The organism is Xanthomonas arboricola pv. juglandis (assembly GCF_001013475.1).
Classification (GTDB): Bacteria; Pseudomonadota; Gammaproteobacteria; order Xanthomonadales; family Xanthomonadaceae; genus Xanthomonas; species Xanthomonas arboricola.
Genome location: NZ_JZEF01000001.1, coordinates 139,223 through 151,820 on the forward strand (window position 1 = coordinate 139,223; position 12,598 = coordinate 151,820).

At 64.7% G+C, this 12,598-nt stretch carries 10 protein-coding genes and 1 tRNA gene; 10 read left to right on the forward strand and 1 reads right to left on the reverse strand.

The genetic code is table 11. The features are described 5' to 3' along the window. Window positions 1-13: 13 nt before the first annotated feature. On the reverse strand, window positions 14-283 hold the full coding sequence (rpsT, locus tag XARJCFBP2528_RS00555) for a 30S ribosomal protein S20 (RefSeq protein WP_002807888.1): 270 nt from the start codon (window positions 281-283) through the stop codon (window positions 14-16). Between the two features lie 116 nt (window positions 284-399). Here rpsT and murJ point away from each other — a divergent pair, with 116 nt between their 5' ends. The 10 genes from murJ (at window position 400) to cyoD (ending at window position 12,492) form a co-directional block, all read left to right on the forward strand. Then, on the forward strand, window positions 400-1,992 hold the full coding sequence (gene murJ, locus XARJCFBP2528_RS00560; protein ID WP_026064148.1) for a murein biosynthesis integral membrane protein MurJ: 1,593 nt from the start codon (window positions 400-402) through the stop codon (window positions 1,990-1,992). Window positions 1,993-2,210: 218 nt separating this feature from the next. Continuing rightward, window positions 2,211-3,281, forward strand: coding sequence for a bifunctional riboflavin kinase/FAD synthetase (locus tag XARJCFBP2528_RS00565; protein WP_016901716.1), 1,071 nt, complete (start codon window positions 2,211-2,213; stop codon window positions 3,279-3,281). A gap of 6 nt (window positions 3,282-3,287) precedes the next feature. Next, the gene (ileS, locus tag XARJCFBP2528_RS00570; RefSeq protein WP_047124175.1) at window positions 3,288-6,122 is read left to right on the forward strand and encodes an isoleucine--tRNA ligase; all 2,835 of its coding nucleotides are present in this window, start codon (window positions 3,288-3,290) and stop codon (window positions 6,120-6,122) included. Between the two features lie 320 nt (window positions 6,123-6,442). Beyond that, on the forward strand, window positions 6,443-6,955 hold the full coding sequence (gene lspA, locus XARJCFBP2528_RS00575) for a signal peptidase II (RefSeq protein ID WP_047124176.1): 513 nt from the start codon (window positions 6,443-6,445) through the stop codon (window positions 6,953-6,955). A 77-nt stretch (window positions 6,956-7,032) separates the two neighbouring features. Continuing rightward, window positions 7,033-7,983, forward strand: a complete 951-nt coding sequence (gene ispH, locus XARJCFBP2528_RS00580; protein ID WP_016901719.1) for a 4-hydroxy-3-methylbut-2-enyl diphosphate reductase — start codon at window positions 7,033-7,035, stop codon at window positions 7,981-7,983. 179 nt (window positions 7,984-8,162) lie between these two features. Then, window positions 8,163-8,238: transfer RNA gene (locus XARJCFBP2528_RS00585), tRNA-Thr, on the forward strand. A 357-nt stretch (window positions 8,239-8,595) separates the two neighbouring features. Further along, on the forward strand, window positions 8,596-9,531 hold the full coding sequence (gene cyoA, locus XARJCFBP2528_RS00590; protein ID WP_024940071.1) for a ubiquinol oxidase subunit II: 936 nt from the start codon (window positions 8,596-8,598) through the stop codon (window positions 9,529-9,531). Continuing rightward, complete coding sequence (gene cyoB, locus XARJCFBP2528_RS00595) at window positions 9,531-11,531, forward strand: cytochrome o ubiquinol oxidase subunit I (protein ID WP_016901525.1); 2,001 nt, start codon at window positions 9,531-9,533, stop codon at window positions 11,529-11,531. Before cyoA ends, cyoB begins: the two co-directional genes overlap by 1 nt. Beyond that, window positions 11,528-12,157 carry a cytochrome o ubiquinol oxidase subunit III gene (gene cyoC, locus XARJCFBP2528_RS00600; protein ID WP_006450194.1) on the forward strand — a complete coding sequence of 210 codons (630 nt, stop codon included), beginning with the start codon at window positions 11,528-11,530 and terminating at the stop codon, window positions 12,155-12,157. Before cyoB ends, cyoC begins: the two co-directional genes overlap by 4 nt. Then, window positions 12,157-12,492 (forward strand): cytochrome o ubiquinol oxidase subunit IV, encoded by a 336-nt coding sequence (cyoD, locus tag XARJCFBP2528_RS00605; RefSeq protein ID WP_006450195.1) that lies wholly within the window; start codon window positions 12,157-12,159, stop codon window positions 12,490-12,492. The genes cyoC and cyoD overlap by 1 nt, the downstream gene beginning before the upstream one ends. Window positions 12,493-12,598 lie beyond the last annotated feature (106 nt).

The following is a 12,598-nucleotide window of genomic DNA, read 5'->3' on the forward strand; positions in this document are numbered from 1 at the left end:
CAACACGGCTCGCTTACGCGGCCTTGATGGCCTTGATGCGAGCGGTCAGACGGCTCTTGTGACGCGCAGCCTTGTTCTTGTGAATCAGGCCACGGGCGCTGAAACGGTCGAGAATGGGCTGGGCAACGGCGAAAGCAGCTTCGGCGCCTGCAGCATCGTTGGCGTCAAGGGCCTTGATCACCTTCTTGACGGCGGTGCGCAGCATCGAACGCTGGCCCGTGTTGCGCTCATTGCGCACGACGGTCTGCTTGGCGCGCTTCTTGGCGGACTTGATATTGGCCACGGTGGTGGGTTCCTGAAAAATCGGTGTAGTGGAAAAAGCAAGCGGGAAAGTATGATGGGCTTAGTTATGTACGTCAAGTCAGTTGTCAAGAGGGATGCAGCGTGAGCAAGCCCGGCATGTTGAGAGGCCTGCTCTCATTCAGTAGTATGACCATGGTGTCACGGGTGTTGGGCCTGATCCGCGACCAGGCGATCTCCACCACCTTCGGCGCCAATGCGGTGACCGACGCGTTCTGGGTGGCGTTCCGGATCCCCAATTTCCTGCGGCGGCTGTTTGCCGAGGGCTCGTTCGCCACCGCCTTCGTGCCGGTGTTCACCGAGGTCAAGGAGACCCGCCCGCATACCGACCTGCGCGAGCTGATGTCGCGGGTATCCGGCACGCTCGGTGGCATGCTGCTGCTGATCACCGCGCTGGGGCTGATCTTCACCCCGCAGCTGGCGTCTGTGTTTTCCGATGGCGCGGCCACCGATCCGGATAAATACGGCCTGCTGGTGGACTTGTTGCGGCTGACGTTTCCGTTTCTGTTGTTCGTCTCGTTGACCGCGCTGGCGGGCGGGGCGCTCAACAGCTTCCAGCGGTTTGCGATTCCGGCGCTGACGCCGGTGATCCTCAACCTGTGCATGATCGCTGGCGCGCTGTGGCTGGCGCCGCGGCTGGACGTGCCGATCCTGGCGCTGGGCTGGGCGGTGCTGGTTGCCGGTGCGCTGCAGTTGCTGTTTCAGCTGCCGGCGCTGAAGGGCATCGACCTGTTGACGCTGCCGCGCTGGGGCTGGACGCACCAGGATGTGCGCAAGGTGCTGACCCTGATGATTCCGACCCTGTTCGGTTCGTCGATCGCGCAGATCAACCTGATGCTGGACACGGTGATCGCCGCGCGGCTGGCCGACGGCTCGCAGTCGTGGCTGTCGCTGGCCGACCGGTTCCTGGAGCTGCCGCTGGGCGTGTTCGGGGTGGCGCTGGGCACGGTGATCCTGCCGGCGCTGGCGCGCCATCACGTCAAGACCGACCGCAGCGCGTTTTCCGGTGCGCTGGACTGGGGATTCCGCACCACGCTGCTGATCGCGATGCCGGCGATGCTCGGCTTGCTGCTGCTGGCCGAGCCGCTGGTGGCGACCTTGTTCCAGTACCGCCAGTTCACCGCCTTCGATACGCGCATGACCGCGATGTCGGTCTACGGCCTGAGCTTCGGCCTGCCGGCGTACGCCATGCTCAAGGTGTTGTTGCCGGCCTTCTACGCCCGGCAGGACACCCGTACCCCGGTGCGTGCCGGCGTGGCGGCGTTGATCGCCAACATGGTGTTCAACTTCGCGTTGCTGGCGGTGGTCTACCAGATCATGGTGCCGCCCGAGCTCAAGGCGCAAGGCGTGATGCAGGCGCTGGGCAAGCAGCCGGGCCTGCATCTGGCACTGGGCATTGCCAGCGCGCTGTCCAGTTATCTCAACCTGGCTTTGCTGTGGTACTGGCTGGGCAAGTCCGGCGTGTACCAGCGCCGGCCGGGTTGGGCTGGCTATGCGCTGCGCCTGCTGCTGGCATGCGCGGCGATGGTGGCGGTGCTGTTGAGCCTGCTGTGGTGGCTGCCATCGTTCACCGTGATGGACAAGTGGGATCGCATCGGCTGGCTGGCGGTGCTGGTCGGCAGCGGTGGGGCGACCTACCTGGTGGCGCAAGTGGCGCTGGGATTGCGGCCGCGGCATCTGCGCGAGGGCTAGTCGTCCGCCGAGCTGGCCGTGCGGGTGCACAGCCAGCCGTCATGCACGGTGGGCGGGCCAGTCCCGGGCCGGGAAGGCGCGCAATCGTCTGCCCGCTTCCGGGACGCGGCGGCACAGGCCCGGGGCCGCGCCCATGCGGATTGATAGGCACGGCTATACTTGCGGGTTATGCATCAACGAGGGTCGGCCGGCAGGCTGGCATCTGTTTGGATCGAGGAATGAGCAGGCTGTTTAGAGACGTCGAGGGCGGGACCCTGTTCCCGCACGGAAGCGTGGTCTGCATCGGCGCCTTCGATGGCCTGCACCTGGGGCATCGGGCATTGGTGCAGCACGCGGTCGCGCGCGCGCGCGCGCTGGGGGTGCCGGCGGTGGCGGTGAGCTTCGAGCCGCTGCCGCGCGAGTTTTTCGCCCCGGCCGCGCCGCCGCCGCGGCTGACCCTGGCCCGCGCCAAGATCGAAGGGCTGCACGGCTACGGTGCCGACAGCGTGGGCATGATCCGTTTCGATGGTCGCCTGTCGGCGATGAGTGCCGAAGACTTCGTGCGCCTGGCCCTGGTTGGCCGGCTGTGTGCCAAAGAGGTCTGGATCGGCCCGGAGTTCCGTTTCGGCCATCGGCGTGGCGGCGATATCGGCCTGCTGCGCTCGCTTGGTGACCACTACGGCTTTGCAGCGGGCGAAATCGCGCCGGTGCACCTGCACGGCGAGCGCATCTCGGCCACGCGCATCCGCGAGCTGCTGGGCGCGGGCGAGTTCGCGCACGCCGGGCAATTGCTTGGCCGTCCGTATGCCATCGGCGGGCGGGTGGTGCGCGGCAAGCAGCTTGGCCGCACCCTGGGCTACCCCACTGCCAATCTGCGCTTTCCGCGCACGCCGGCGCTGTCGGGCATTTACGCGACCTGGGTGCATGGCGTGGCCGAGCGGCCGTGGCCGTCGGTCTCGAGCTTTGGCACACGCCCGACCGTGGCCGGCGTGGAGCCGCTGCTGGAAGCGCATCTGTTCGATTTCCAGGGCGATCTGTATGGCCGGCATATCGAGGTCGAATTCGTCGCCAAGCTGCGCGACGAAGAGAAGTTCGATGGCCTGGACGCGCTGACGGTGCAGATGCATCGTGATGCCGAGCAGGCGCGTGCGGTGTTGGACAGGCACGCAGTTTCTGCAACACATGCGAGTTGCTCGCAACGGCCCGCCTATGATGCGAGTCCCTCGCAGGAGCCGACCTATGATGCGAGTCCCTCGCAAGAGCCCGCACATCCATGTGCGGACTTATCAAAAAATCCAGCGCAACGGTAGAGACCTGTGACCCAAGACTACAAAGCCACTCTCCATCTGCCCGCGACGGAATTCCCGATGCGCGGCGACCTGCCCAAGCGCGAGCCGGCGATGCTGGACCGCTGGGAGCGCGAGGGGCTGTACGCGCAACTGCGCGCCAATGCGGCAGGGCGCCCGCTGTTCGTGCTGCACGACGGCCCGCCATATGCCAATGGTCAGATCCATCTGGGCCATGCGGTCAACAAGATCCTCAAGGACATCATCGTCAAGTCGAAGTATCTGGCTGGCTTCGATGCGCCCTACATCCCGGGCTGGGATTGCCACGGCCTGCCGATCGAGATCGCGATCGAGAAAAAGTACGGCAAGGTCGGCGTCAAGCTCGACGCAGCCGAGTTCCGCCAGAAGTGCCGTGAGTACGCCACCGAGCAGATCGATCTGCAGCGCCGCGATTTCAAGCGCCTGGGCGTGATCGGCGATTGGGACAACCCGTACAAGACGCTGGATTTCCGCTTCGAAGCCAACGAGATCCGCGCGCTGGCCAAGGTGGTCGACAATGGCCATCTGACCCGTGGCGTGAAGCCGGTGCACTGGTGCTTCGACTGCGGCTCGGCGCTGGCCGAAGCCGAGATCGAATACGCCGACAAGGTGTCGCCGACGGTGGATATCGCCTATCCGGCGCGCGATCCGGCGGCTGTCGCTGCTGCCGCGTTCGGCGCCAGCCTGCCGGCGGGCGTAGGCTTGGCGGTACCGATCTGGACCACCACCCCGTGGACACTGCCGGCGTCGCTGGCGGTGAGCCTGGGCGCGGAACTGGACTACGTGCTGGTCGAAGGCCCGGCCGATCGCGGCCAGCCGCGCTGGCTGGTGATCGCCGAGGCCCTGGCCGGCAAGGCGCTGGCGCGCTATGGCGTGGACACGGTGGTGGTGCACGGCCATGCCAAGGGCGCGGCGCTGGAGCAGATGCTGCTAAACCACCCGTTCTATGCCGAGCGCGAGATCCCGCTGCTGCTGGGCGACCACGTGTCGGCCGAGGACGGTACCGGCGCGGTGCACACGGCACCGGGCCATGGCCAGGAGGACTACCAGGTCTCCAAGCAGTACGGCCTGCTCGAGCGTTACGGCGCTGCGCAGATCAACCCGGTGGACGGGCGCGGCGTGTACCTGCCGTCGACGCCGCCGCTGGGCGACACCGTGCTGGCCGGGCTGCACATCTGGAAGGCCAACGACATCATCATCGATGCGCTGCGCGACACCGGCGTGTTGCTGGCGGCCAGCAAGATGGAGCACAGTTATCCGCATTGCTGGCGGCACAAGACGCCGATCGCGTTCCGCGCCACGCCGCAGTGGTTCATCTCGACGGAGCAGGCCAACCTGCGCGCCGATGCGCTCAAGGCCATCGACAACGTGCACTGGTATCCATCCTGGGGCCAGGCGCGTATCGCCGGCATGGTCGATGGACGTCCGGACTGGACCATCTCGCGCCAGCGCACCTGGGGCGTGCCGATCGCCTTGTTCGTGCACCGCGAAACCGGCGAGCCGCATCCGCGCAGCACCGAGTTGCTGCGCCAGGTCGCCGACCGGGTGGAACTGGGCGGCGTGGACGTGTGGTACACGCTGGATGCGGCCGAACTGCTGGGCGACGAGGCGGCCGATTACGACAAGATCACCGACATCCTGGATGTGTGGTTCGACTCCGGCGTGACCCATGAAGCGGTGCTGGTGGACCGCGGCCTGCCCAAGCCGGCCGACCTGTACCTGGAAGGCTCCGACCAGCACCGTGGCTGGTTCCAGTCCTCGCTGCTGACCGGCGTGGCGATGGACAAGGCGGCGCCGTATAAGCAGTGCCTGACCCACGGCTTCACCGTGGACGAGCACGGCCGCAAGATGTCCAAGTCGTTGGGCAACGGCATTGAGCCGCAGGACATCATGAAGACCCTGGGCGCGGACATCCTGCGCCTGTGGATCGCCTCGGCCGATTACAGCAACGAGATGTCGCTGTCGCAGGAGATCCTCAAGCGCAACGCCGATGCGTATCGCCGCCTGCGCAATACCGCACGCTTCCTGCTCGGCAACCTGCATGGCTTTGATCCGCTGCAGCACCTGGTGGCGCTGGACGACATGGTGCTGCTGGACCGCTGGATCGTGCACCGCGCGCACGAGCTGCAGGAAAAGATCGCTGCCGCGTATGCGCGTTACGACTTTGCCGAAATCGTGCAGGCGCTGCTGAATTTCTGCAGCGTCGACCTGGGCTCGCTGTATCTGGATGTGACCAAGGACCGCCTGTACACGATGGCCGAGGATGCGCGCGGCCGCCGTTCGGCGCAGAGCGCGATGTATCACGTGGTCGAGGCGTTCGTGCGCTGGATCGCGCCGGTGCTGAGCTTCACCGCCGAGGAACTGTGGGGTTATCTGCCGGGCAAGCGGGTCGACAACGTGTTGTTCGCCACCTGGTACGACGGCCTGGCGCCGTTGCCGGCCGATGCCGCGCTGAGCAGTGCCGATGTCGACAGGCTGCTGGCCTTGCGCGAGCAGGTGGCCAAGGTGCTGGAGCCGATGCGTGCCAACGGGGCGATCGGCGCGGCGCTGGAAGCGGAGATCACCGTGGCCGCCGATGCGCAGACCGCCGCGCGCTGGCAGCCGCTGGCCGACGAGCTGCGCTTCCTGTTCATCAGTGGCGATGTGACCGTGACTGCGGCCAGCACCGACGACATCTTCGTCAGCGCGCAGCCGACCAGCAAGGCCAAGTGCGTGCGTTGCTGGCACCACCAGGCCAGCGTGGGCAGCGATCCGCGTCACCCGGAACTGTGCAGCCGCTGCGTCAGCAATATCGAAGGCCCCGGCGAGCAACGCCGCTGGTTCTGACGGGGTTGCGTGAAGGCGCGTGGCGGGCAGGTCCTGCCACGCGCTATCGAGACCCGTACGGGCTGGCGTGTGCCTCTGTCGCGGCATCATGGGCAGGCGCTGGTGCCGGATGACGAGTGCCCCGGCGCTGCATGCAGTCCCTTGCTGAAGCGTGGCGCATGCGGCACGGCGGGGCAGGGTGGCCGGCTCCGGTGCCCATGCCATCCTTGCCAGCCTGTCATCCCGCTTTCGTCAGCTTCATCTGCCACCGCCCTTACTTATCGCCATCCAGGCATCTTCTCCGACGTCGGAGAAGTCACCACCAACTGCGACCTTCCGACATGAGTCAACGCCCCAAACCCTCCGCCCTGATCTGGCTGCTGCTGTCGGCACTCGTGGTCGGGCTGGACCAGTGGAGCAAGGCCTGGGTGCTGTCCAGCCTGCCCGAGTACACCCCGGTGCCGGTGATCGACGGCTTCTGGAACTGGTACCGCACCTACAACACCGGCGCGGCCTTCAGCTTCCTGAGCGATGCCGGCGGCTGGCAGCTGTGGTTCTTCACCGCGCTGGCGGTGGGCATCAGTGGGCTGCTGGCGTTCTGGCTGTCGCGCACCGCACGCAGCGAATGGCGCAGCGCGCTGCCGTATGCGCTGGTGATCGGCGGGGCGATCGGCAACGTGATCGACCGCCTGATGCACGGCCATGTGGTCGATTTCATCCAGTGGTACATCGGCAGCCACACCTGGCCGTCGTTCAACATCGCTGACTCGGCGATCGTCGGCGGCGCCATCGGGATCGCGGTATTCGGTCTGTTCGACAAGTCCGGCAAGCGCGAGTCGGGAATGCGGAAGTAGGAATCGACGCTGAAGTCGCGGCGCACCGGCGCCGCCCGGTCCCATCCTCCATTCCCCATTCCCGTAGAATGCCCGCCATGGATGTCCTGCTCGCCAATCCCCGTGGTTTCTGTGCCGGTGTCGACCGCGCGATCGAGATCGTCAAGCGTGCGATCGAAACGCTGGGCGCGCCGATCTATGTGCGCCATGAAGTGGTACACAACCGTTTTGTGGTCGACGACCTCAAGCAGCGCGGCGCGGTCTTTGTCGAGGAATTGGACGAGGTGCCCGACAACGCCACGGTGATCTTCAGCGCGCACGGCGTCTCGCAGGCGGTGCGTCAGGAAGCCGAGCGCCGCGGGCTCAAGGTGTTCGACGCGACCTGCCCGCTGGTGACCAAGGTGCATTTCGAGGTGGCGCGGCATTGCCGGGCCGGCCGCGACGTGGTGTTGATCGGCCACGCCGGGCATCCGGAAGTGGAAGGCACGATGGGGCAGTGGAGCCGTGAGCGCGGCCCGGGCACGATCTATCTGGTCGAGGACATCGAGCAGGTCGCCACGTTGCAGATCCGCCAGCCGGAGAACCTTGCCTACACCACCCAGACCACGCTGTCGGTGGACGACACCATGGGCATCATCGAGGCCCTGCGTGCGCGCTTCCCGGCGATGCAGGGGCCGCGCCACGACGACATCTGCTACGCCACCCAGAACCGCCAGGATGCGGTGCGCGATCTCGCGCGCCAGTGCGATCTGGTGCTGGTGGTTGGTTCGCCCAACAGCTCCAATTCCAATCGCCTCAGCGAGCTGGCCCGGCGCGACGGGGTGGAGTCCTACCTGATCGACAACGCCGGCGAGATCGACCCGGCCTGGATCGTCGGCAAGCAGCACATCGGCCTGACCGCCGGCGCCTCCGCACCACAGGTGCTGGTCGATGGCGTGCTGGCGCGGCTGCGCGAGCTGGGCGCCGAGGGTGTGTCCGAGCTGGAAGGCGAGCCGGAATCGATGGTGTTCGCGCTGCCCAAGGAACTGCGGTTGCGTCTGGTCAGCTGACAGCGGGTGCTCCGGGCTGGCTGAGCCGGCGTCGAGTGCATGCGGCAAGTCCGGGCGTTTCGCAGTTGCAGGAGGCCATCGTTCGAAGGCCACAGCGCCGGGCTCGAGGCCGGGATGCGTAGTCCGCCGCCTGGCGGCGATTGACCGGGCACCGGCTCCGCTCCTACAATTCACGGCTCGCCGGAATAGCTCAGTTGGTAGAGCGGCGCATTCGTAATGCGTAGGTCGTAGGTTCGATTCCTATTTCCGGCACCATCGCTTCAGCACTGGGTCGACCATTGGTCGGCCCAGTTGCGTTTTGGGCCGATCACGCACATCCCGGCGCTGCGCCGCCATATACGCCGCACATCACGCAGGCCTCAATCGATGGCCGCAACCGCATCTTTGCCGCCCCGCGCAGCGCTGCGACAACATGTCGCACAGTTTTGCGCGCATTAATTGCGACAGATCATTGCCGATGGGTTTCGTGCAGGTGCAGCAAAGTCTAAAATCAGGGAGCTAACTCGTGTCTTCGGTCTGCGTGGCCGCCTTCCCCCGGGAAGCGCGCCTTCAGGACGAGTCCACATGGATACGACGAACGAGGCTGGCGTTCCTTCGCACTTGGATCGACCGATGATTCCGTTGAAACATCTCGGGCGTGTACTTCGTCCAGGCCTGATGCTGCCGTTCCTGCTGTTGGCAGGCTGCAACTCGGCCATTCTCAATCCGAAAGGCCAGATCGGCCACGACGAGAAGCAGCTGCTGATCACCTCGGTCGTGCTGATGCTGATCGTGGTCATCCCGGTGATCGTGATGACGATTGCGTTCGCGTGGAAATATCGCGCGTCCAACACGAAGGCGCGCTACGAGCCGGACTGGTCGCACTCCACCGCCATCGAAGTGGTGGTGTGGTCGATCCCCTGCGTGATCATCCTGGTGCTGGCGGTGCTGACCTGGCGCTCCTCGCACGCGCTGGACCCGTACCGGCCGCTGGATTCGGACGTCAAGCCGATCACCATCGAAGCGGTGTCGCTGGACTGGAAGTGGATGTTCATCTACCCGGACCAGAACATCGCCACGGTCAACGAGATCGCGTTCCCGGTGCATACGCCGCTGAACTTCAAGATCACCTCCGATACGGTGATGAACTCGTTCTTCATCCCGCACCTGGGCACGATGATCTACGCGATGGCCGGCATGGAAACCAAGCTGCACCTGGTGGCCAACGAGCCGGGCGAATACTTCGGCCTGTCGACCAACTACAGCGGTCACGGCTTCTCGAAGATGAGCTTCAAGGCGCATGCGGTCGATCAGGCCGGCTTCGATGCGTGGGTGGCCAAGGTCAAGGCATCGCCGACCGCGTTGAACGCCGCCGAGTACCAGGTGCTGGCGGCCAACCGCAACGACAAGGAACAGTATCCGGTCACCTACTACTCGTCGGTGCAGGACGGCATGTTCCGCTCGCTCGTCGACAAATACATGAATGGTCCGGGCCATAACAAAGGCCATGGCGACCATCAGGCAGCGGCTGCAGAGCCGGTTGCCATGTGCACTTCTGGAGACAAGTGATGCTAGGCAAACTTACGATCGAGGCGGTTCCGTACCACGAGCCGATCATCATGGTCGCACTCGGTGGTGCCGGCCTGCTCGGCCTGCTCATCGCGGGCGCCATCACCAAGTACAAGCTGTGGGGCTACCTGTGGAACGAGTGGTTCACCTCAGTGGATCACAAGCGCATTGGTGTGATGTACATCATCGTGGCGCTGGTCATGTTGCTGCGCGGCTTCGCCGATGCGGCGATGATGCGCACCCAGCAGGCGCTGGCGGGTAACGGCGGCGAAGGTGTGCTGCCGCCGCACCACTACGACCAGATCTTCACCGCGCACGGCGTGATCATGATCTTCTTCATGGCCATGCCGTTCATGACCGGCCTGTTGAACCTGATCGTTCCGCTGCAGATCGGCGCACGCGACGTGGCGTTCCCGTTCCTGAACTCGCTGAGCTTCTGGCTGTTCGTGGCCGGTGCGGCGCTGATCAACATCTCGCTGGGTGTCGGCGAATTCGCGCAGACCGGCTGGCTGGCCTATCCGCCGTTGTCTGGGCTGGAATACAGTCCGGGGGTCGGTGTCGATTACTACATCTGGGCGTTGCAGGTCTCAGGCCTGGGCACCTTGCTGACCGGCATCAACTTCTTCGTGACGATCATGCGGATGCGCGCGCCGGGCATGACCCTGATGCGCATGCCGATCTTCACCTGGACCGCGCTGATCACCAACATCCTGATCATCGCCGCATTCCCGATCCTGACCGTGGCGCTGGCGCTGCTGGGTGCCGACCGTTACCTGGGCACGCACTTCTTCACCAATGACGGTGGCGGCAACGCCATGATGTACGTCAACCTGATCTGGATCTGGGGTCACCCGGAAGTCTATATCCTGATCCTGCCGGCGTTCGGCATCTTCTCCGAGTTGATCGCGACCTACAGCCGCAAGCGCCTGTTCGGCTACACCTCGATGGTCTACGCGACCTCGTGCATTGGCGTGCTGTCGTTCGTGGTGTGGTTGCACCACTTCTTCACCATGGGCTCGGGTGCCAACGTCAATGCGTTCTTCGGCATCACGACGATGATCATCTCGATCCCGACCGGCGTGAAGATCTTCAACTGGCTGTTCACCATGTTCCGCGGCCGTGTGCACATGACCTCGCCGGTGTTGTGGACGATAGGCTTCATCATCACCTTCACCATCGGCGGAATGACCGGCGTGATGCTGGCGATCCCGGCCGTGGACTTCGTGCTGCACAACAGCCTGTTCCTGATCGCCCACTTCCATAACGTGATCATCGGCGGCGTGGTGTTCGGTTACCTGGCCGGCCTGACCTACTGGTTCCCGAAGGCGTTCGGCTTCAAGCTCAACGAGAAGATCGGCAAGGCCTCGTTCTGGTGCTGGATCATCGGCTTCTTCGTGGCCTTCATGCCGCTGTACGTGCTCGGCTTCATGGGCATGACCCGTCGCATGAACACCTACAACCACCCCGAGTGGGCGCCGTGGCTGTACGTCGCTGCGGCCGGTGCTGCGATCATCGGCCTGGGTATCTTCCTGAACCTGGTGCAGATCGGTTACAGCGTCTGGAAGCGCAAGGAGCACATGGACTACACGGGCGATCCGTGGGATGGCCGTACGCTGGAGTGGGCCACCTCCTCGCCGCCGCCGTTCTACAACTTCGCCGTGCTGCCGCACATCGACGACCGCGATCAGTTCTGGGCCGACAAGCAGAACGGCAAGGGCTGGGTGCGTCCGTCCAAGTACGAGGCGATCCACATGCCGCGCAATACCGGGGCAGGCGTGTATATCGGTGCCTTCAGCGTGCTGATGGGCTTCGGTCTGATCTGGCACATCTGGTGGCTGGCCATCATCGGCCTGGTCGGCATGATCGGCAGCTTCATTGCGCGCACCTTCGATGACGACATCGATTACTGGGTGCCGGCCGACGAAGTGGAGCGCATCGAAAACGCGCGCTTTGCCCTGCTCGAACAGCAACATGCGGCGCAGGCCGCGAAGGTGGTATGACCATGTCTTCCTCGACCACGCTTGACCACGCCGCCCACGCGGGCGGCCACGACGACCACGAACATCACGACGCCGGTGGCAACACCGTCTTCGGGTTCTGGGTCTACCTGATGAGCGACTGCCTGCTGTTCGCCGGTCTGTTCGCCACTTATGCGGTGCTCTCGGGCGCCACGGTGGATGGACCGACCGCCAAGGAGCTGTTCGACCTGAAGTTCGTGCTGGTGGAAACCTTCCTGCTGTTGTTCAGCAGCCTGAGCTTCGGCGTTGCGATGATTTCCGCGCACAAGCGCAGCATGACCGGGCTGTACGCCTGGCTGGGTGTCACCGCACTGCTGGGTATCGGCTTCCTGTGCATGGAAGTGTGGGAGTTCAACCATCTGATCCATGAAGGGGCGGGTCCGGGGCGCAGCGCGTTCCTGTCGGCCTTCTTCACCCTGGTGGGCACGCACGGCCTGCACGTGGCCTCGGGTCTGTTGTGGATGGCAGTGCTGGTGATCCAGATCTCCAAGAACGGCCTGACCCCGCGCAACAGCACGCGTCTGGCCTGCCTGAGCCTGTTCTGGCATTTCCTGGACATCATCTGGATCGGTGTGTTCACCGTCGTCTACCTGCTGGGAGCGCTGTAATGGCCAATCACCACGCGCATGAAACCGCTGCCGACGCACATGCCGGCGGCCTGAAGTCCTACCTGATCGGCTTTGTGATGGCCGTGATCCTCACCGTCATCCCGTTTGCGATGGTGATGAGCGGGGCGTTCTCCAAGGGCGTCACCGTCATCGTGATCTCGCTGATGGCCGCAGTGCAGATGCTGGTGCACATGGTGTACTTCCTGCACATGGATCGCTCGCCCGAGCAGCGCTCCAACGTGCAGGTGGGCCTGTTCTCGCTGCTGATCATCGGCATCGTGATCGTCGGTTCGCTGTGGGTGCTGCACAACATGAACGTCAACATGATGCATTGAGACGGCGCTGTGCCGGATCACGGCACGCCGGATCGAAGCATGCTGGACAAAAAGCCGCCGGGTCACCGGCGGCTTTTTTGTGTGTGAATCGCTGCGCAGCATGACC